Origin of the sequence: uncultured Shewanella sp. (genome assembly GCF_947491715.1) — a bacterium.
Classification (GTDB): Bacteria; Pseudomonadota; Gammaproteobacteria; order Enterobacterales; family Shewanellaceae; genus Shewanella.
Map to the genome: position 1 here is coordinate 64,667 of NZ_CANLKR010000018.1, position 20,430 is coordinate 85,096.

The 20,430-nt window shown below is 39.1% G+C and carries 20 protein-coding genes; 9 read left to right on the forward strand and 11 right to left on the reverse strand.

Features of this window, described 5'->3' with window-relative positions; genetic code table 11:
- Positions 1-17: 17 nt before the first annotated feature.
- From parE to Q0779_RS13290, 5 genes are all read right to left on the reverse strand, one after another.
- Complete coding sequence (gene parE, locus Q0779_RS13270; RefSeq protein ID WP_298773235.1) at positions 18-1,904, reverse strand: DNA topoisomerase IV subunit B; 1,887 nt, start codon at positions 1,902-1,904, stop codon at positions 18-20.
- A gap of 46 nt (positions 1,905-1,950) precedes the next feature.
- Positions 1,951-2,529 (reverse strand): YqiA/YcfP family alpha/beta fold hydrolase, encoded by a 579-nt coding sequence (locus Q0779_RS13275; protein ID WP_298773236.1) that lies wholly within the window; start codon positions 2,527-2,529, stop codon positions 1,951-1,953.
- A gap of 66 nt (positions 2,530-2,595) precedes the next feature.
- Entirely contained in the window at positions 2,596-3,435 is an 840-nt protein-coding gene (gene cpdA / locus Q0779_RS13280; RefSeq protein ID WP_298773238.1) for a 3',5'-cyclic-AMP phosphodiesterase, read from the reverse strand.
- A gap of 21 nt (positions 3,436-3,456) precedes the next feature.
- Complete coding sequence (locus tag Q0779_RS13285; protein WP_298773240.1) at positions 3,457-3,930, reverse strand: DUF1249 domain-containing protein; 474 nt, start codon at positions 3,928-3,930, stop codon at positions 3,457-3,459.
- The gene (locus Q0779_RS13290) at positions 3,917-4,561 is read right to left on the reverse strand and encodes an NUDIX domain-containing protein (protein ID WP_298773242.1); all 645 of its coding nucleotides are present in this window, start codon (positions 4,559-4,561) and stop codon (positions 3,917-3,919) included. The genes Q0779_RS13285 and Q0779_RS13290 overlap by 14 nt, the downstream gene beginning before the upstream one ends.
- 273 nt (positions 4,562-4,834) lie before the next feature.
- On the opposite strand from Q0779_RS13290, the gene tolC reads away from it, so the two are divergent.
- The gene (gene tolC, locus Q0779_RS13295; RefSeq protein WP_298773244.1) at positions 4,835-6,175 is read left to right on the forward strand and encodes an outer membrane channel protein TolC; all 1,341 of its coding nucleotides are present in this window, start codon (positions 4,835-4,837) and stop codon (positions 6,173-6,175) included.
- 83 nt (positions 6,176-6,258) lie between these two features.
- Here the strand turns inward: tolC and Q0779_RS13300 are convergent, their stop codons facing one another.
- The 3 genes from Q0779_RS13300 to Q0779_RS13310 are packed head-to-tail and all read right to left on the reverse strand — an operon-like array spanning position 6,259 to position 8,459.
- On the reverse strand, positions 6,259-6,996 hold the full coding sequence (locus Q0779_RS13300) for a TIGR04219 family outer membrane beta-barrel protein (RefSeq protein WP_298773246.1): 738 nt from the start codon (positions 6,994-6,996) through the stop codon (positions 6,259-6,261).
- A gap of 2 nt (positions 6,997-6,998) precedes the next feature.
- Positions 6,999-7,970: a DUF2333 family protein gene (locus Q0779_RS13305; protein WP_298773247.1), complete on the reverse strand. Its 972-nt coding sequence runs from the start codon at positions 7,968-7,970 to the stop codon at positions 6,999-7,001.
- A 15-nt stretch (positions 7,971-7,985) separates the two neighbouring features.
- Positions 7,986-8,459 carry a copper chaperone PCu(A)C gene (locus Q0779_RS13310; RefSeq protein WP_298773249.1) on the reverse strand — a complete coding sequence of 158 codons (474 nt, stop codon included), beginning with the start codon at positions 8,457-8,459 and terminating at the stop codon, positions 7,986-7,988.
- Between the two features lie 41 nt (positions 8,460-8,500).
- Between Q0779_RS13310 and Q0779_RS13315 the strand changes: the two genes are divergently transcribed.
- Positions 8,501-9,253 (forward strand): enoyl-CoA hydratase-related protein, encoded by a 753-nt coding sequence (locus tag Q0779_RS13315; RefSeq protein ID WP_298773250.1) that lies wholly within the window; start codon positions 8,501-8,503, stop codon positions 9,251-9,253.
- A gap of 68 nt (positions 9,254-9,321) precedes the next feature.
- On the opposite strand, the gene Q0779_RS13320 is transcribed toward Q0779_RS13315, so the two are convergent.
- The 3 genes from Q0779_RS13320 to dusA form a co-directional block, all read right to left on the reverse strand.
- Entirely contained in the window at positions 9,322-9,513 is a 192-nt protein-coding gene (locus Q0779_RS13320; protein WP_298773252.1) for a PspC domain-containing protein, read from the reverse strand.
- 138 nt (positions 9,514-9,651) lie between these two features.
- Positions 9,652-9,957, reverse strand: coding sequence for a hypothetical protein (locus Q0779_RS13325; protein ID WP_298773254.1), 306 nt, complete (start codon positions 9,955-9,957; stop codon positions 9,652-9,654).
- Positions 9,958-10,170: 213 nt separating this feature from the next.
- Positions 10,171-11,157 carry a tRNA dihydrouridine(20/20a) synthase DusA gene (gene dusA, locus Q0779_RS13330; protein ID WP_298773256.1) on the reverse strand — a complete coding sequence of 329 codons (987 nt, stop codon included), beginning with the start codon at positions 11,155-11,157 and terminating at the stop codon, positions 10,171-10,173.
- A 1,189-nt stretch (positions 11,158-12,346) separates the two neighbouring features.
- On the opposite strand from dusA, the gene Q0779_RS13335 reads away from it, so the two are divergent.
- The 7 genes from Q0779_RS13335 to sicP all read left to right on the forward strand — a co-directional run bounded on the left by Q0779_RS13335 (position 12,347) and on the right by sicP (position 20,426).
- Entirely contained in the window at positions 12,347-14,227 is a 1,881-nt protein-coding gene (locus Q0779_RS13335) for a VTT domain-containing protein (RefSeq protein ID WP_298773257.1), read from the forward strand.
- Positions 14,228-14,374: 147 nt separating this feature from the next.
- The gene (locus tag Q0779_RS13340; RefSeq protein ID WP_298773259.1) at positions 14,375-15,100 is read left to right on the forward strand and encodes an EboA domain-containing protein; all 726 of its coding nucleotides are present in this window, start codon (positions 14,375-14,377) and stop codon (positions 15,098-15,100) included.
- A 312-nt stretch (positions 15,101-15,412) separates the two neighbouring features.
- A complete protein-coding gene (locus Q0779_RS13345) occupies positions 15,413-16,438 on the forward strand; it encodes a hypothetical protein (RefSeq protein WP_298773261.1) in 1,026 nt (341 codons plus the stop codon).
- Positions 16,439-16,615: 177 nt separating this feature from the next.
- Positions 16,616-17,935, forward strand: coding sequence for a hypothetical protein (locus tag Q0779_RS13350; protein WP_298773262.1), 1,320 nt, complete (start codon positions 16,616-16,618; stop codon positions 17,933-17,935).
- Between the two features lie 126 nt (positions 17,936-18,061).
- Positions 18,062-18,673, forward strand: a complete 612-nt coding sequence (locus Q0779_RS13355; protein WP_298773263.1) for a LysE family translocator — start codon at positions 18,062-18,064, stop codon at positions 18,671-18,673.
- 190 nt (positions 18,674-18,863) lie between these two features.
- Complete coding sequence (bla, locus tag Q0779_RS13360; protein ID WP_298773264.1) at positions 18,864-19,727, forward strand: class A beta-lactamase; 864 nt, start codon at positions 18,864-18,866, stop codon at positions 19,725-19,727.
- A 288-nt stretch (positions 19,728-20,015) separates the two neighbouring features.
- The gene (gene sicP / locus Q0779_RS13365; RefSeq protein WP_298773265.1) at positions 20,016-20,426 is read left to right on the forward strand and encodes a chaperone SicP; all 411 of its coding nucleotides are present in this window, start codon (positions 20,016-20,018) and stop codon (positions 20,424-20,426) included.
- Positions 20,427-20,430: the final 4 nt, after the last annotated feature.

Below are 20,430 nucleotides of genomic sequence, written 5' to 3' on the forward strand. Positions count from 1 at the left end.
AACCAGAAGCTAAAACACTAAATTTGTGCTAAATCACCCTTAGTTTCGAGCCAAGCCTTACGATCATTAGAACGTTTTTTGGCAAGTAACATATCCATCAAAGCCATGGTATCTTCTGCATCATCAATGGTTAGCTGCACTAAACGACGCGTATTGGGATCCATTGTCGTTTCTCGCAATTGCAAAGGATTCATTTCCCCCAATCCTTTAAAGCGAGTCACTTGTACTTTCCCTTTGCGTTTTTCAGCAACCAGTCTATCGAGTATGCCTTCTTTTTCAGCTTCATCCAGTGCGTAAAACACCTCTTTACCGATATCGATTCGAAACAATGGGGGCATGGCAACATAAACATGACCTTGCTCGACCAACACTCGGTAATGTTTTAAAAACAAGGCACAAAGTAAAGTGGCAATGTGTAAACCATCGGAGTCAGCATCCGCTAAAATACAAATTTTACCATAACGAAGCTCTGAGATATTATCGCTGTCTGGATCGCATCCAATGGCCACTGAAATATCATGCACTTCACTGGATCCTAATACTTGAGAAGCGTCTACTTCCCAAGTATTAAGGATTTTACCTCTAAGGGGCATAATCGCTTGAAACTCACGATCTCTAGCTTGTTTAGCACTGCCACCTGCAGAATCCCCCTCCACTAAAAATAACTCACCTTTCATAGGATCTTGACCACTACAATCGGTCAATTTCCCAGGTAATGCCGGTCCTGAAGTCACTTTTTTACGGGCCACTTTTTTGGCCGCTTTCAGCCGCTTCAATGCATGATTAATGCACATATCAGCCAGCGCTAAGGCCTGTTCAGTATGAGTATTTAGCCACAAACTAAAAGCATCCCGAACCACACCAGACACAAAGGCGGCACACTGGCGGCTAGACAATTTCTCTTTGGTTTGTCCTGCAAATTGCGGATCTTGTATTTTCACCGATAGAATAAAGGAACTGCGATCCCATATATCTTCAGGGCTCAGCTTTAAACCTCGAGGAATGAGATTGCGAAATTCACAAAACTCCCGCATAGACTCTAACAAGCCTTGTCTAAAGCCATTGACATGGGTTCCACCTAACACGGTTGGGATCAAGTTAACATAACTTTCGTTAAGGTAATCTCCCCCCTCAGGTAACCAAGTAATCGCCCAATCTGCCGCCTCTAAATTACCTTTAAAACTCCCTACAAAAGGGGCTTGGGGTAACATTACCGCCCCTTTTACCGTGGCTTTTAGATAATCTTCCAAACCACTTTCAAAACACCACTCTTCGGTTTCATTGGTTTGTTTATTCACAAACTTTATCTTTAAACCTGGGCACAGTACTGCTTTTGCGCGCAATAAATAAATCAATTTAGAAATAGAAAAATTTTCTGAATCAAAATAACTTGGATCAGGCCAAAAATGCACTCGAGTTCCCGTATTACGACGGCCACAAGTCCCTGTAATCGTTAATGGCTCCACTTTATCGCCGTGTTCAAACGCCATGTCATGAACTTGAGCATTACGTCTTACCGTGATTTCGACTCGACTCGAAAGGGCATTAACAACCGAGATCCCTACACCATGAAGCCCACCCGAGAATTGATAATTCTTGTTGGAGAATTTCCCCCCAGCATGTAACTTAGTCAAAATTAATTCAACGCCAGGGATCCCCTCCTCTGGGTGAATATCCACAGGCATGCCTCGGCCATCATCAATCACTTCAAGGGAATTATCTTTATGTAAAATAACCTCGATTTTACTGGCATGACCTGCAAGTGCTTCATCCACACTGTTATCGATCACTTCTTGACCTAAATGATTCGGGCGAGTGGTATCGGTATACATACCGGGCCGGCGTTTTACAGGTTCAAGTCCATTTAGCACTTCAATGGCATCAGAGGTATATTGATTAGTCATGGCAAACTTAATTCTTATAATATTAGGGCTTAATTGCCCTTAGAGTTTAATGGTCTAGCTGCAAAAAGTCACAAATCGATGTCAGCTGCTTATCATATCCGATAAAACTATGATTTCCGCCGGGCTGAATAAGTAATTGGCAACAATGATATTTTTTTACTGCAAGAGTATAGTCCAGCACTTCATCACCGGTTTGTAACAGCACTAAAAAACGATCAGGATGCAAAATAACAGGCGTATTATAGGCCATAAGCTGGGTTTTATGCTCAGGTTTAATCTGGTATGTTTCATTCGTATAAGGATTATATTGCTCGCCGATTAGCGCATCAAACAACACATCAGGATCCACAGCGGGATTAATCAATACCGCTTGTCCACCATGATGTTCAGCAAGATAACTCGCTAAATATCCCCCTAGTGACGAACCAATATAATGTAATTTCTGCCCTTCTTTTTTAGCCTTTTCAACAATACTCTCAAGTAAGCTGATGGCTGCTTGAATATCACTGGGCAACTGAGGCTGACAAAATGTCACATCAGGGTAATATTGGGCCATAAATTGCGCCGTCATCACAGCTTTGTCGGATAACGGAGAACTATTAAAACCATGAATATAGAGCAGCATACATCCCCATGCTGCGGTTACGACTCACCTTTCATCAAATTCATCGCTTCAATCTTGAGAAAAGGATTAATAACCGCCAGCGTCCTTGTCAGGCGAAAAGTGTTCACCTGGCACACGATACACATTAGTAAGAATGCTACCATCTGCATTGAGATCCAGCAAACGATAACCCGGCTGGAGCGCATCTAATGCGAAATAATCTGATTTAGGCTTAAATTGAATACAAGTCGAAGGGGTAGCCATTAACTTTATGTTACCAAATTGGCCGTGATATGTTTCTTCTATGGTTTGATGAACATGACCCCAGAGCAACCCTTTGACTTGAGGAAAACGGCCTACATGCGCTAAAAATGCATCACCATTTTTCATCCAATGATTATCGAGCCACAAACACCCCACCAAAATCGGATTATGATGCATAGCAAGTAACACATGTTTGTCTGGCGCCGCTTCTATCGCTTGCTCAATAAATTCACACTCAGATTCAGACATCTCGCCACCAGGAGAGCCTTTAATCGTTGAATTGAGCATCAAAATTTGCCAATGACCAATATCAATACATCTATGACCATGCACTCTCTCACCTTGCATGTGTAAATTCATTAACCGTAAGTCATCATGATTACCCGGTAAGTAATGGCAAGGTAATCCCACAGGTTGAATCGCTTGAATAAAGTTATGATAGGACTTATCTGTATAATCTTGACTAATATCCCCAGTCACTAGCATTAAATCGGCTAGATACGCAGTGGCAAGTAAAGTATTTAACACGGCTTCTAAACTGTGCGCAGTATTCACTCCCAGTAATTGTGCATCAGGATCGGCAAATAAGTGAGGATCGGTGATCTGTACCAATCTCACAGCTTGACTGTTTGCAACGGAATAAGAGATCGCCTCTTTCAACACAATTGATTACCTAGCTGATAATTAACAGACGGTTTTCACTAAACCGCCTATTTTCAATAATTCCTCTAGAAAAGCATTAACACGATACTTTTCATCTTCGTGATGCATTTCAACATTAGGGTAATCATACACTGGGCGTAATTGAGAAATCTGTTGACTAGTTAACACTTCTGCTAATTGAGCATCATGAAAAATGCGAACAGAGACATAAGGAGTAGATAATAAGTTAACGGGCTTTGCTTGTGTACAACGAATCGAAACAGGCTCTTTTAAATTAACATCTCTAGATATATTAATAACTTGAGTATAAGGTGTATCTTCTGATATGTGCACATTTAAACAACCAAATTCCCCAACAACTTGCCAGTGGTGTCCTTTTGACAAGCTACTGGGTAACCAACGCAAAATATTGACATAGTTACGCCCACATAAAGCAAGAAATCGGCTTATGTTTGGCTGATATTTTGTTTTCTTCGCAGATCTAAATTGTGTCACTTTCTGTTACGACCTCTAAAGCACTATAATTCATCATTAACCACTGTAAACCTATAATCGTTGGTGCACTGACAATTTCACCTGATATCACTTTATTATACGCATTAATTCGGCTTATCACATGAACACGTATATCTTCGTGTTCACTCGCCAGTCCGTGTATACCACCCGCTTTTGATGCATCCACGATAGCAAGATAAAGTTCAACTCGCTCACTGCACCCACCAGGGCTGGGATAAAAATGATTAATTTTATTCAGTTGTATTGCATCAAGCCCCGTTTCTTCCAGCAACTCTCGTCTAGCCACTTCCTCAGGCAATTCATTTAACTCTATCATACCTGCAGCCAGCTCTAACAGCCAAGGCGATTGCACTGTTGATTCATGCATATGGGTTAAAATAGGTACTCTAATTTGTTCCACTAATATCACCTGATCACAACTGGGGTCATAAGCTAACACAACAACAGCATTGCCTCTTTCAAACACCTCTCGCTTCACCTCAGCGCTCCATCCGCCAGAAAAAAGTTTATGTTTAAAAGTCAACTCATCAACGTGAAAAAAACCGTGATAATTGACTTTTTTATTCATCAATTTGACATCAGCCAAATTAAACGTTTCTTTTAATGTCATATTCTGCATCCTCAGATTCAATTAGAATTATTACTCACCTACTACTTTCATTCTAACTAAATAGAAAGAATACAAAAAATAGTTATTTTGAAAAAAACTGTTACACTTGCTAGTTGACTTAGAAAGTGGATTTTTTTTAAAATCTAAACACAAGTTAATCTGACATTAACTTGAGAAGCGTCGGGAAACGCAATCGTCTAACTCTAATTAACGCATGGCTACACATAATTAAAGCCTTTCCTCTGGAAGCGTTTTTCCTAACAAGGACATAAAATGAAATTTAAGATCCGTTCTCTCTGCATCGCGTTATCGCTTGCAGCATCAGCCAACACCGTTCAGGCGACCGACCTTTTACAAGTTTATGAGCAAGCATTAACCAACGATCCCGCGACCTTGCAAGCGAAAGCACAGCGCAACTCCTTATATGAAGAAATTGAACAATCCCGCGCTTCTCTATTACCCACAATTAGTGGCAGTGTGAGTTATACAGAAACTTGGAATGATCTTCCAAGCAATTTTTCATCAGCAGGCGGTCAAAGCTCTGTTGGACTAAGCTTATCACAGACTTTATACGATAATAGTTTATGGTCCAGTTTAACCATTGCAGAAAAAAGCGCCACTCAAGCCGATGCCACCTATGCAGCTGCCCTACAAGATTTAATTATTCGTGTCAGCACGGCCTATTTTAATGTCTTAAGCGCTCAAGATGATTATGAATTTCAAGGGGCAGAGAGACGCGCTTATGAGCGCCAATTAGCTCAAACAAAACAACGTTTTGCCGTAGGTTTGTCGGCCATTACCGACGTGCATTCGGCGCAGGCCCAATATGATTTAGCCACGGCTACCGAAATTACCGCCAAAAATACTCTGATCAATAACTATGAATCATTGCGCGCCATTACTGGCGTGGATTATAAAAACATTGATATTCTCGATACCAGTCGTTTCTCTGCCACGGCAGTCTCTCCCACCAATGTTAAAGATTGGGTAAAAACATCAGAAGAGCAAAGCCTTTCATTATTGTCCGATAAAATCGGCAAAGATATTGCGGAAGAGACTATTTCTTTCTATAAATCAGGTCATTTACCTACGTTAAGCTTAGATGCCTCTGGAGCCCGAACCGACTCAAATTCCAACAGTTCTATCTATGGTGGAAAGCAACATAACGGCTCACTTGCCGTGACATTAGACGTACCTATCTTCTCTGGCTTCAGCGTGAATTCTCAAGTTCGTCAGGCACAATATGATTACGTTAATGCCAGCGAAGTGCTAGAAGAAACCCATCGCAGTGTGGTCCAAAATGTTCGCAGTTACTTTAATAATGTAAACGCGTCAATCAGCTCCATCCGCGCTTATGAGCAATCGGTAATTTCATCACAAAGTGCACTCGAAGCCACGCAAGCCGGTTTTGAAGTAGGCACGCGTACCATTGTTGATGTGCTTAACAGTACGAGTACACTTTATAGCTCTAAAAGCGAACTCTCAACGGCGCGTTATAATTACATCAATTCTGTTCTAGCGCTTAAACAAGCTGCAGGAACCTTAAATGAACAAGATCTCGCGTTAATCAACCGTGGATTAACTACGCCACCTAAAAACACCACAACGCAATAAAACACCCATTAGGCTAAATAAAAAAACCGCGATATTCGCGGTTTTTTTATACCTACTCGATAAAAATTAAAAAGCCGCTTCCATTAAAAGACCACTTCGACACCCGCAAAGTAACCACTAGACTTAAGATCAGTCGTCACATCAGAAAAATCATTTACATCAAACATAAATTCGCGATAACCCACACGCAAATTATAATCCAGTGCCAAGCCTTCTATTTTCCAGCCCAAACCCAGTGAGTAATCATAAACATTGGATTCATTGGCACCGACCATAACATTAGTAAAACCGTATAATCCTATGCCTGGTACGCTTGCCATCGCATCCACATAGCCCATCACAATCCCACTGTTCACATTCGTTTTAGAGCTTGAACTGGTATCGCTGACTTTAATAGAACCATGCATTTTCTTGTAAGCACCACCGACATCCAATGAAACAATATCGTTGTCCAGTAATTCATAATACAGAATAAAGTCCGTATTACTTAAATCCGTTCGCGTATTTGCCGCACCAGTATAGCTGACTCCATTAAAGGTAAAGTTCGCAGCAGAGGTACTACCATCACTCACAAGACGATTTTCACGGATTTTAATATTAGGAATAATAGGAACGGGATGTTCAAAAGCAAACCAAATGCTGCCTTGAGAGCCATCACTATAATTAAACCCTTGTTGTGAACTTCCATTACTGCCTAAGGTACCACTTGTATCAGCTCTCCAGTAATCCGCTCCGGCTTTAAAACCAAGCAAAGTTGATGCTTGAGCACTTGATCCGATAAAACCACTGAATAATGCACACGCTAATAACGTTTTTTTCATAGTTAACCTTGAGTTAATAAATTAGTAAGATCAATAACGGCCGCATTGGCACGAGAAATATAATTAGCCATCACTAAAGAATGATTGGCCATCAAACCAAAACCCGAACCATTGAGCACAATCGGACTCCAAACCGTTTGCTGTGTTTCTTCTAATTCACGAATGATCTGCCGTAAACTGACTCTGGCATTTTTCTTTTCAAGCACATCCGCAAAATCGATTTCCACCGCTTTCATAAAATTGAGTAAAGCCCAACTCGCTCCTCGAGTTTCATAAAAAACATCATCAATTTTCCACCAGCTGGTTTTCACCATCTCGATATTGGCATTGGGTGTAGACTGCTTAGCGGTTAAGTCACCGGCTAAATCGGTATTTAACCTTTCTTGACCGACACTGGCAGACAAACGCTGAGATAAACTGCCTAAACGCTTCTGGACCTCTTTTAGCCATTCATTCAGGTTATCTGCACGAGCAAAAAATTGCGCATTGGGGGAATTCGGATCGGCTAATCTGGCTCGATAAAGTTTTAACAATTTCACTGATTGTTTATATTCACCTTCAGCACTAGGGACTAACCAACTCGTATGCTCAATATTCAATTTTGACTGTGCCGCTAACAAATCTTTATCTGCTGCTGATTGAGATTGTGAACGGCTAAATTCCTTACGCATAACCAAAGCTAAATCACGTGCTTGCTCTAACGCACCAAACTCAAATGCAGGCATATTATCCATAAAAACAGAAGGTGGCATCACATCATTTGATAACCAGCCTCCCGATTTATTCAATAATGTATCCATTGTCATGATTAATGCTGATGTGGTGGTATAACCAACAACCTCACGCTCACTCGCCGTAGTATAAGTATCAGGGTTAAGCACTGGAGGTTCGATACTCCACCAAACACTCACAAAATAACCAATAATAATTAAGCCACTCACTAAGGCTATGAGCTTCTTCCATGTCAATTTCATCAAATAAAACTCCCGTTAATGGTGAGAATGTGCAGCCGTTGCACTATGTTGTTGTTTTTTTACGGGTAAGCTCACTGGCAATGTTTCACCATTATCAAACAATAAAACTAAATCGACTGTATTACCCACTTCTAAAGTACGATTTAAACCAATGAGCATAATATGATTTCCTGTTTCTACTAGCGTCAACTCACCATTGTTTGGTACCGTAAACTTAGCAGCTTGGCGCATTTTGATCATGCCGTTCTCTTCAATCAAACGATGCAATTGGGCCTCTTCTGCCACATTTGTTTGAACGGACACTAAATCAATCTCCTCCCCTTGATTACTTAAACTCAAATAAGCCGCTGAATTGGGGACGCTCGCTGGCATAGCTCTCACATATCCTGTTAACAATTCGACTTTTGCCGAAACAGAAAAGGATACACTAAACAGAACAACGAAATTAAACAAGTGTTTGAATATTGGCTTCAATGTCTTAAACTCCATTTAAACTTATATTTATAATAATGTCATAAAGGAAATCACGTATGAGCAAAATCCAGGTTAAAGATGTTAATGGTGTGCGCATTTTGATACTTAATCGACCAGAAAAGCGTAATGCAATTGACCTAGAGATGTATACGCAATTAACAGAATACCTCATTCAAGGTAACTCAGACAATGATATTCGCGCCTTTATGATCCAAGGGCAAGCTGATTGTTTTACAGCAGGAAATGATCTAACAGACTTTCTAAAACACACTAATATTGATCCCCAACATCCCGCTTTTCGCTTTCTGTTTACATTACTGGATATCACCAAACCCGTAGTTGCTGCTGTTGCAGGCGCAGCTGTGGGTATTGGCACTACATTGTTGCTACATTGTGATTTAGTGTACGCTGACAAAAGCGCAAAATTTCAATTACCCTTTGTTCACTTAGCGCTAGTACCAGAAGCCGCATCCAGCTTACTCTTAGCTCAAACCGTCGGTCCACAAAAAGCCGCAGAGCTATTATTATTAGGTGAAAGCTTTGATGCAGATACGGCTAATAATTTAAACATTATCAATGAAGTTTTACCATCAGACAATTTGTTTAATTTTGCCTTTAATCAAGCCACTAAATTAGCTTCAATGCCACCTCAGGCATTACAAGCCAGTCGCCGTTTAATGCGAGGAAATACTGACGCTATCCGCACACAAATGCATGCCGAGCTGGAAGAGTTTAGTACTCGCCTAAAAAGTGATGAGGCCAAAACACGCTTTCATGCTTTTTTAAACAAAAAAAATAAACAAACATAACACAGTGTCGAGGAAGCAAGTTCATGTGTCACTGCTAGCAACTCTGCTTCCCTAGAATTGAATTTATTTCATTCATATTTTGACAATATCCATGCAAGCACAAAGTAAGTCAGTAAACCAAATACTGGATTGATAATAATAAAGATACTACTCACAATACGGCTCCAAAAAAGCGACCAACCAAATCGTGATGATATTCTTGCTATCACGCCACAAAAAATATAATCACTATCTGATGATTTAACAGTACTTGAACGCATATGAACCTCCTTCGCTGGTTAATGTAAACGTTAAATATGCAAATTACTCCGCCGCATTAAAATAATGAATAATCACGGCAAAAAACGCTAAACTCGCTATGGGTGTTAATAATATGATTAAAGTCACGTACAAGAAGCTCATTCTTGCTCCCACATTTGACTTTTCGTATTTTCAACTGCAGTTTTAGAAGCTGAGTCGAATGCTGCATCTAACTCATGCTCAAATAACATTTCAGCCATTTGCAATTGGATTAAAAGCGATAATTCTGATTTAAGCGAGTCGACAGCCTCATCCATTTGCGTTGTCATACTGTTTTCAATATGACGGGATAAGTCTATATCGAATAGCGAGTCAGCATGAGCCGATACCGTTAACCCCGTTAGTAAAACAAATGACACTAAACCTTTTTTAGCTGTATTGGTAATATTTGTTAAAGTAAACATGATGGCCTTCCTTCTCCAGTTTAAACAACTCAATTTAATGAACAATCACAATTTACTTAACTATAGCAATCAACATGCCAAAGATTATAATCGCATGATTTTATTGAGTTATATAAATATTAAGGAAAGGGAAGCTCTGATTTGAATATTCAATACATAAGAAGGTTTTGCAAAATTAACCAACATATGGTCAATTTTGCAAAATAAAAGCTGTTACGACACTTGCTCCATTTTTTCTCTTGCCTGTAAAACCACTTCAACACCGGCACCACTTCTGTGCGCATTTTCACTTAAATGACGTCGCCAAACCCGCGACCCCTTCTCTCCCTGATAGAGTCCTATAATATGCCGAGTAATATGGTTGAGCTTACCCCCTTCACTGACATGTTTTTCGATATAAGGTAACAGAGCATTCAATACGTGATCTCGGCTCAGTATTACCTTGTTCAATCCACATAATTGTTGATCGACCTCAGCGAGAATATAAGGATTTTGGTAGGCTTCTCGCCCTATCATCACACCGTTTAAGGTTTCTAAATGTTCCTTCGCATCAGCTAATGTTTTTATCCCCCCATTAATACTCAGGTTTAGCTGCGGATAATCTTGCTTTAATTGATGCACTCGAGAATAATCTAACGGTGGTATTTCTCTATTTTCCTTTGGACTTAAGCCATTAAGCCAAGCTTTTCGGGCATGAATAATAAAAGTATCACATCCCGCTTCCTTCACAGTTTCAACAAACTCAGTTAAAAAAGCATAACTGTCTTGTTCATCAATGCCGATGCGTGTTTTCACCGTAATAGGAATGTCGGCCACTTGTTTCATACTTGACACACACTCAGCAACCAACTTAGGTTCACTCATTAAACACGCGCCAAACCGACCATTTTGCACTCGATCGGATGGGCAACCCACATTAAGATTAACTTCATCATAGCCTCGGTTATAGGCCTCTTTAGCACAAACGGCTAATGCTTGAGGATCTGATCCCCCTAATTGCAAAGCAAGTGGGTGCTCTTCTTCGTTATAGGCAAGGTAATCGCCTTTCCCATGAATAATAGCGCCCGTCGTGACCATTTCGGTATACAAAAGGGCTTTAGAAGACATTAACCGAGCAAAATAACGATAATGTCGATCAGTCCAATCCAACATAGGCGCAATGGAAAGCGTCCTATCAATAATTTTTTCTTTACTTTTCATCACTTACCTTAAAAATACTACTCTTTACTTTTAGCCTAAACTTCCTGTAAGTGCTTGTAAATTCCTCTGACTTCGATATAGAGTACCCCATATGTACCCCATTTCGGGTGGGATTGATCAATAGCTTAGGAAACATCATGGCATCTTATTCTATCGAAAATCGCAAAAAAGCAGATGGAACGTTTAGCTACCGTTGCGGCGTCAAAGTTAACAATCTGACGAGATTATACAGGCTGGTAAGTCAACATGGAAACCATCATCAAAAATCAATCAACCAATAAAGGCGGGGCACTCAAAGCAACGACAAATTTAAATCCTGACTCATTCAATGCATACCTATTCAGAGAGCGAATACTCAACCTTCTTTTTGCCTATCTCCTTTATCAATAATGAAATAAAAGTCTGCACATTTGTCCCCATTAAATAAAGCATGATTACAAAATTAAAAAAATGAAAACACCAGTAAGGCAATATTCTGCTTTATATCAGTAGAAAGAACCTTATTTAGTTGAATTCGTTATAATCATTAGCCATTACGCTCTTATACCCGTGATACTTGAAGATGCCTGTTTTCAGAGCTTGTAAAAGTGCCTAATTCAAGGCGTATTACTGCAAGAATGCTTATTGCCTTTTAAGGTGATACAACGCAGAAGTAGGTGATTTTACAGACTCCCAAAGGGCTGGTTTAAAAGCCTTTTATACTGCGTTATTGAACATCAGCTTAGAATGACTAGGCACGCTGTTCAAAGCCTTGCCTAAAAGGCTTTTAATTCCAGCTGAATCCTGCATCTTCAAGTATCACGGGTATAAGTCTAAGTCAGAAATTTATTGAAGGAATATCATTCTCAACTGACTCAGGGAAGACAACTAAAGCATGTATACCCATACTCAATATCAATGTAAGAAAAGTGACATATTTCACATTTTTATGATTATGACTATTGCGTTAATTATTTGTAGACACTATGTTGCTATAAATTAAGTTTTAATATTCATTTGTATATTTTGTATCAAGAAAAGCCATTTGGTATCAATTTTCAACCGACTAACGAATAGATACCACAGACAAAGGCATATTGAGTCGCATTGGGATTAAACAATATCGCTTTTGCCACCTTGACTAAAGATGCTCATCATTCATTTGATTTAGGGCAGCCGTTTTAAGGGCCAATTTACACAGGAGAAAAACATGTTGCGTTCGGCTCACCTTTGCATCCTCTTAACCAGCCTAACCTTAATGGTCATTCTCTCTTTTCTCTTTTTAGAACAAAATACAACAGAAATCATTTCAAATACTTTCCTAAAATTACAGCAAGAGAGCCAACAAACTTATTTATCAGCCATCTTTTTAATCTTGATATTAAGTATTAATGTCATCTTACCCGTCCCCGATAACTTAGCATCCGTTTTTGCAACGAGTCACTTTAATCACTTTTTAGCCCCAATGATAATATGCATAGGTCTCACCATCAGTTCTATGGTTGGATATTGGCTCGGTAGCACACTGCATAAAATCACTTCCCAACACAAATCCAACTACCCGATGACTGATAAAACAAAGAAAAGTGCTCATAGTGCATCAATCATAATGCTAATATTGTTTCGTGCTATCCCTGTCCTAGCTGAAATATCCGTCATTACCGCAGGGATCATACGCCTTCCTTTTAAACAATTTATTTGGCTCATCATTTTAAGTAATATAGGGTTAGCATTCGCCTACAATCAATTAGGTGTTTTAGCCTCAAGTAGCCATTCCATTTTATTCTTAATCATTGCCAGTACTCTTTTGCCAAGCAGCATCATTGCCATACGAGTCTGCCACGCATTCATCACACACTTATTAGCCCATAAAGAACAACACATCAATAGAAGGACGAAGGCAGTCCTTACTACACAGAAAAGTGCCCCTATTTCGGCTTCACACTCTCTCTCCCCTCATGTCCCTGTATTTGTTGTTAATCATTTATGGTCAACCGTGCCCAATCAACCTTCTCCTTTGCTCACTTTTTTGAATGCTCAGCAAAGCCACTCTCATTTTTGTTGTGTTTTAGATCAAAATATCCTTAAAAAACATGTTCGCTTATCGGAAGATATCCAACATTTTTTCAACCTATATTCTCACCTAAACCTAATCGCCCCCCCCATCGTGACCAAGGTGGATCCTGTTAAAACAATCAAAGCATTACTTCCCTTTTTACTCACAAAAGATGTCAGTGAAAAAACCCTATTTATTGCCGTTGGTGCAGAAGGCTTATTTAATGCACTCCGCTTAACACTCAATCAATATAATCTCACATCGCCAACTATCTATATCCCTTCAAGCTTATCGACACAAGCCTATACTAGCATCATAGAACACCCTGCCTTCACCAAAAGTGTGTCAGAAAAAACCAGCAAGCCTGCCTCAGCGCCATGGGCTATTTTTAATGACTTTAGTTTACTCGCGCCAGTCCAAAAACAGGATCAACTACGAGGACTGATATTAATCATCAAAATAGCATTACTAAAAGATGCACAATTCTTTAACTGGATTGAAATTAATATCAAGCCACTACTTGCATCTGAAGCAAAAGAAACCCAATATGCCATTTCGCGTTGCACGCAATTAATCCTTCAACACATCAAGAGTTCATCACATTTTTATCATCAAGAGAATGTCAGTCAACTTGAATATGGACAGTGGAGCCTTCAAGCCATATCAAATAAGCTTGCACTACCATTAGAGCATGCTGAAGTTATCGCAACAGGGATCCTATTAGATGCCTATTATTCAAGCCAAATAGGCTTACTCAGTCAGGATAACACCTTAAGGGTCGTTAAATTATTCAGCAAAATAGGGCTCATTTCATGGCATACAGAGCTGGCAGATGAACAACAATGCCAGCACTTCTTAGGTCCCTCCAACCTTGAATCTCTATCGAGTTTATCCATTCCTTTATTAACTACAATCGGATACAGTAAAACAGTGCAAGGCATAGAACTACATCAAATGAAAAAAGCATTTAACACTTTAACCATGCATGAATCTATAATAAAACCAACACCTACAAAGGAAGCTTTTGTCGCATGAAGACATTATGGAGGAGGGAGTAAATAGCTTTCTTTATAAAAATAAAGAGACCCTATACAGTACAGAGTCTCATAATAAATAAATCCTATTATTTGAAAATGAAGTCGAATAATCATAGTTAAATGAACAACAATGCAAGGAGCTACGATGGTTTCATCAAATAAAAAAGCAATTAAACAATTAACACAACAACTCACTGAAACATTAAATACTGAGCAAACTCATTGGTTTTATGACGTAATAGGTCAAATACAAGCCACTCTACCGAATAATACACCAATACAACTGGCAAAATTATGGAGTGAGGCGAGTAATAAAACATCCCATTACCTCGACAATACCATCATAAAATATAAAACGACCTGCTGGGAGTGTGATCATTTGGCTCGCTTTTTATTGTTTACACATACATTATCTTGCTGCCACGAGCTCCAAAGAAAAGAATTATGTGAGTTATGTTTTCATTTTGCGGATGATGCAGAAGCCATATCAATTGTAAAAGGTTTAGATCTTGCCGATACTGAAGGAAAGTTAGTCCAACAATTTATCCAATTAAGTCATACAAACTACCCACCTTTATTTTCGGCCATCGCACTCAATCACCCTTGGCCAGCCACCCACTTTGATACCGAAGAGTTTAACCAACTCGTTCTAAAAACCTTATTCCTTGATTTAGATGCCTCTGAAATTATCGATCTCAAAAAACGACAGAATCCAGCATTATCAATCTTAGCAGCCGACTTATTACGTGAACGTTTATTAAGCAAGCGCCAGCCACCACAAGCCATTTTAGCGGTGATAAACCCCAAGCATCTTAATGTCAACGATAAGACCTTAATCAATCGTTTTTGTTTAGAAGGGATTCCAGCGTAAAAATACTAGCCAAATAAAATCATACCGCAATCAGGCTAACGCATATCATTATATATGCCAAGTTCGTTCAATCATTGAATGAGATTAAGGATAATCTGAGCCGATTGAGGTCCACAAGCTAAATCACTGGGCATTTTTCTATTCCAAAATACCCGTTTATCAATATCACTTTCACAATATCGGTTTAATCCTTTTTTTGATTATATTGCCCTGCTAAATGTCGCTACAGAAGCTAAAATAAAAAACAAGTGTATAAGATTGTCAATTGACTGTGCAACCCACTCTTGATCACGTTGAAAGAAGGAAGCAATAATGTCCCCATTTCACCTACTCACTTGTCTTCACCGCTTTGTGCTAAAAGCAAGTTTTTCACTATTATCTTGTCTCATGATTTTCAGTACAAACACTCAGGCAAATTCACTTTCAAACAAGCATAAAGCCAGTACCAATAAACCCTCTAATAATTATGAAACCTACGGGGTACATAATAATTTAGGCTGTGACAAAGACAATGCATATTGCCTCGCTCCTCGTTCTAGAAATGCCCCAAGTAATCCCATTCTTCCACTAGAATGGATCAGTGATTGGGTCATGTTCAGAGTGACAAAAAACTACAAAGATAATCCTCCCCCCTACACTAATCCTCCTTCAACATTAGAACCTGAAGATTACAGCGTTTCCTATGGCACCACTTTCTATGACGCCAACTATCTGCCTCTGCATGGTGACGGTACAGGCGCAATGATGGTACATTACGATAAATACTGCCTGCCTATTTTTCCCATTGAAAATAATAATTACACATGCAGTTTCATATCATTAGGCAACAAAAGCTATTTTCTTACCTACCAACATAATAGACCTAAACACATGCCAGCTTGTTGCTTGTTCTCCTCAAATCATCACGCAATGCGTCCCGATTTTGTCAAACACCTAAACTATGATTTTTTACGCAGCAAACAACTTAATCATTCTATTTTAGCGTATTCAAGAGAACAATTAACCCTGCATGGACAAGTACTTTTTGGCTTTGCTTTTCACAAGGCTGTGTCACCAGATGCTTTTAACACTCCAGGGTATCAACACCCACATTCTTACTTTTTCTCGGGCGATTTTAACACAGCTAACGCCCCCATAGTCAGTCAAAACTACACCAGTTTTCGAGCTGAAAAGCCCGATCCTGAGCAGACATGGGAACGTATATCGAGAATGTGCCCAGCAACACCAAAACCCTGTCAGCTTTTTAATTATTCAAGTTTACTGAAAACAGATAAAAATAAATTAAAAATATTGCCTGCTGGATCGGGCTGGGACAAGATTAAATCCGAAAAAAATTGATAACAGTACCTAAACTTGAATATGAAAATAAATATCATCATTCAGTGACTTTCCTGTTCAAAAAAAGCACTGTTCGACATTGTATTTTCATTATAAAGTCGCACATTAATTGAGCCATAACATAGATAAAATGATACATCCCCCCTTTCTTAAAAAGACTATTAAAAAGGATATATTATGAATAAAATTATTGTTTATTTAGCGCTTGCCATTATTATTGTTTGTGTACTATCACTGATCTTTTCACCCCAGCATTCAACACAAACAAGCTCAATTTCCCCCTGTCACTTCCCCAATTACGCCCCTTCCCCAAAGGGAACGATAACCGATTTCAATCAATACAGTTGGCGACAATTTATCGCACTGAATTGGCCCTCACAAACACAGCACAAAGGAAAACCTGATTGCAGCTTATCTCTTAATGATAAGCAACAAAGTGTCTGGCAAAGCTTTAAAAACATCAATGAACTTTTTAATAATGCCCAAAAGTTCCCACCTCTTTGGAACAAAAAACAACAGCAAGCACCTTTGTCTCAATTAACCAAAGTCACAAGCCAAGCAACCAACCTGTCTACCTTACAACAGATAGGCGGTTGGCTCATTGATCAACAAGGTAACCCTACCTATTACGAAATATTAATCAATCAAACATCATTCGATTATATCGTAAAAAATAAACTCTATGATTACAGCCAACTCAAAAACAAACAGATGCTCCGCTTCCCTCACTCGTCCACGCACATTAAAGCAAGTTGGCGGTTGTTAACCCCCATGAAAGATGACTTAAGTCGCTATATAACTAAACAGGCCAAAGTACAAGTGTTTGACTCTTTTGGACAAGCAACCAATGAAATTAAACATGCAACACTTGGGCTTGTCGGGCTACACATAGCCACAAAGGCGGCAGGGTACCCTCAATGGATTTGGTCGACATTTGAGCACAATGATAATGTACCAATACAAATAATGGAAAATAATACTATTGTCAACCAGCCAAAATCCGATATTGATTATCATTATTACAATGCTAATTCTCCTTCCAGTGACGTCAATCAATCGCCTTGTCTATGGATTGAAAAGCCCTCTTTTGATCCCCTAACCCTCCCCCTTACCTCAATGAACGTCCCAGTCATTTGCCAAGCCAAAAAAAACATTAATTTTAACACTCCAACACCATTGGATCGTGTCATCCCTATCAATGAAATGACAAAAGAAGTCAATCAATACCAACAAAAAAATATTCCCGTCAAGCAAACGGCATTAGCAAACTACCAACTGATTGCCACCCAATACCCAACTGAACCGAACAATGCCAGCGATCCACTTGGAAAACCGACACCGACGCTAGTGGCCAACACCACAATGGAAAGTTATATACAAGACACAAGCAGCTGCATTGATTGCCACTCTCAGGCAACCCTCCCCAGTACGCAGGTCCATTCAGATCACAGCTATTTATTTTTATCCCTCCCTTCATCACCCACGCCACATCAATAAACGCCTCCCCTCAAAAAATCTACCTTCTATTCGAACATTAGTTTTCTTCCTCAAAAAATGTTAATATATTGATAGTATTTAATTTTAATAAAAAATTAGAATACAATCATATCAAGGAGTCAGATTTTGATTGAAGCAATAATATCCTTAATCACCACAACAGCCTTATTACTCGGGTCGCCAGGTCCAGCACCACTTGCGTTAGCTGCAACAGGCGCGACACATGGCATTAAGAAAGGAACCCCCTTTTTAATCGGCATCTTGCTCGGCTTATCTGTAGCCATTATCGGAGCTACATTTGGACTCGCCACGCTTTTCTCTTACTGGCCTAAACTACAATTCGGCATGCAATTACTCGGCGCCCTCTACCTTGCTTATATTGCCTTTAAAATTGCTACTGCTCCTATCACTTCAACGCTTCATACCACAGAGGATTCGACGCCTTTATTAAGTGATGGATTTATTTTAAATCTGCTCAACCCAAAAGCTTATGCGGCATTTTTGGCTATTTTCTCCCAGTTTATTCTTCCCTTCTCCAACGAAACTCATTCTTATATCGCCACAGGCATAGTCTGTTTAATCGTCGCAGCTGTTGTCGATACATTATGGTTATGTTTCGGAGGACTATTGCGCCCTCTTTTTAGTCATCCTCTCCAAGCAAGGGTATTAAGGGTAACCTTTTCTACTCTCATGATGCTTGCCGTCGTTTGGACCTTTATACCGAGTTTAGAATGGTAGAGCCAAATACTACCCACATCATTTTATTGACATATTTAATCTTAATATCGCCTTTATCAAGTAATGCATGTTTAATTAAAAATATGGTCTAATACTTAATACTTCATTTTCTACTTGGCTCTATATGCGATTACAAAAAACCATAGCTTGCTGTCTATTTAGTGCATATCTGCTATCAGTTACTCCACTGATGTCATATGCAAATTCCGCTATAAAAGCTGCAAATACCAACACCCCAGCATCGCAGCAATCAATCAACATGCAAGTGACTCAAAAGCTGCTTGCCCTTGAGAAGCAATATGGCGGCCGCATTGGCATATCACTCATAAATATCCAGAATAATAATACTATTGATTATCGCGCTAATGAGCGTTTTCCATTAGCCAGTACCTTCAAAGTCATGGCGGTTGCAGCCATACTGAAAAAAAGTGAATCGACACCTCAGTTATTAGCAAAAAATATTATTTATACTGAGCAACAAGTGAAAGATTCCGGTTATGCCCCTATTACCTCAAAACATTTAAAAACAGGAATGACCGTTGAGGCTTTATGCGCCGCAGCCCTTCAATTTAGTGATAACACTGCAGTGAATTTATTAATGCAACAACTGGGCGGCCCAGAAAAGGTAACCGCATTTGCACGCAGTATAGGCGACACGCAATTTAATCTCACTCGATGGGAGCCAAAACTTAACCTTGTCTACCCAGGCGAAACTCAAGACACAACCACACCTAATGCCATGTCGTTAAGCCTTCAAAAATTAGTCTTTGGCGATATATTGCAAAAATCACAACGAGACAAACTCAAAAACTGGCTCATTAATAATACAACGGGTGACACAAAAATTCGTGCGGTAGTGCCAACCACTTGGATTGTCGGTGATAAAACCGGAAGTGGCAGCTTTGGCGCCACAAATGACATTGCTATACTCTGGCGCCCCAAAAAGGAACCTGTAATTCTCAGCATTTATTACGTACAAAAAGATATAGATGCAACGCAAAATAACCAGCTTATTAAAATAATAACAACGACCGCATTAAAACATCTAAATTAATTCACTCAAAAAAACACATGGAAACCAAAAAGCTAAATTTTACAACAAATTAAAGTTAACTATAGATTAGCTATAGATTAATTAATTTTTAGCTAATTAAGCCCTAATACAATGAATAATATCAAAGCCTTTATTTTTAAAATGAAAATTTCTACTTAGTGGAAATAGTGTTATCAAACTACCTACCTCAATATAAGGTCTACACCTTATATTGAGAACGAATACATCTCTTTATTCTCATTGCCTGATAGCCCCCACTATATCTCCATTTATAATAGGTTAACTCATATGGAATCCAGTAAATTATTAGCAAATCTTGGCCAATCATTAGGTTTACCTTTACATTTTGATACCAATAAACAATGCCTGCTCCTAATGGACGAAAGTTTAATAATTTCAATTCGTAGAAAAGAAACATACTGGCTACTTTATTGCTTGTTAGGCGAAATTAACACAGATATATCCTCCCCACTATGGGAATGGTATTCAGCAACTAATTTATTTTTGATCGAAAATCAGTTAGGAGGACTCTGTTACGAGAAAAAAACAAATACCTTATTTTATATCCACTCTGTCGACACACCAAATACAGATGAATTTATTTTCAATGCCTTCGAAACAATTGTTGATACTTATGATGGCTTATTATTGAAAATAAAAGACACAAACTTAATCACTCCACCCATTAACAACAGGTAATCAT

Bases quoted from the DNA above. Each gene is read 5' to 3' on its own strand.
- parE (WP_298773235.1), bottom strand. From the start codon at position 1,904: ATGACTAATCAATATACCTCTGATGCCATTGAAGTGCTAAATGGACTT.
- Q0779_RS13275 (WP_298773236.1), bottom strand. From the start codon at position 2,529: ATGCTGCTCTATATTCATGGTTTTAATAGTTCTCCGTTATCCGACAAA.
- Q0779_RS13290 (WP_298773242.1), bottom strand. From the start codon at position 4,561: ATGACATTAAAAGAAACGTTTAATTTGGCTGATGTCAAATTGATGAAT.
- tolC (WP_298773244.1), top strand. From the start codon at position 4,835: ATGAAATTTAAGATCCGTTCTCTCTGCATCGCGTTATCGCTTGCAGCA.
- Q0779_RS13300 (WP_298773246.1), bottom strand. From the start codon at position 6,996: ATGAAAAAAACGTTATTAGCGTGTGCATTATTCAGTGGTTTTATCGGA.
- Q0779_RS13305 (WP_298773247.1), bottom strand. From the start codon at position 7,970: ATGAAATTGACATGGAAGAAGCTCATAGCCTTAGTGAGTGGCTTAATT.
- Q0779_RS13310 (WP_298773249.1), bottom strand. From the start codon at position 8,459: ATGGAGTTTAAGACATTGAAGCCAATATTCAAACACTTGTTTAATTTC.
- Q0779_RS13315 (WP_298773250.1), top strand. From the start codon at position 8,501: ATGAGCAAAATCCAGGTTAAAGATGTTAATGGTGTGCGCATTTTGATA.
- Q0779_RS13320 (WP_298773252.1), bottom strand. From the start codon at position 9,513: ATGCGTTCAAGTACTGTTAAATCATCAGATAGTGATTATATTTTTTGT.
- Q0779_RS13325 (WP_298773254.1), bottom strand. From the start codon at position 9,957: ATGTTTACTTTAACAAATATTACCAATACAGCTAAAAAAGGTTTAGTG.
- dusA (WP_298773256.1), bottom strand. From the start codon at position 11,157: ATGAAAAGTAAAGAAAAAATTATTGATAGGACGCTTTCCATTGCGCCT.
- Q0779_RS13335 (WP_298773257.1), top strand. From the start codon at position 12,347: ATGTTGCGTTCGGCTCACCTTTGCATCCTCTTAACCAGCCTAACCTTA.
- Q0779_RS13340 (WP_298773259.1), top strand. From the start codon at position 14,375: ATGGTTTCATCAAATAAAAAAGCAATTAAACAATTAACACAACAACTC.
- Q0779_RS13345 (WP_298773261.1), top strand. From the start codon at position 15,413: ATGTCCCCATTTCACCTACTCACTTGTCTTCACCGCTTTGTGCTAAAA.
- Q0779_RS13350 (WP_298773262.1), top strand. From the start codon at position 16,616: ATGAATAAAATTATTGTTTATTTAGCGCTTGCCATTATTATTGTTTGT.
- bla (WP_298773264.1), top strand. From the start codon at position 18,864: ATGTCATATGCAAATTCCGCTATAAAAGCTGCAAATACCAACACCCCA.
- sicP (WP_298773265.1), top strand. From the start codon at position 20,016: ATGGAATCCAGTAAATTATTAGCAAATCTTGGCCAATCATTAGGTTTA.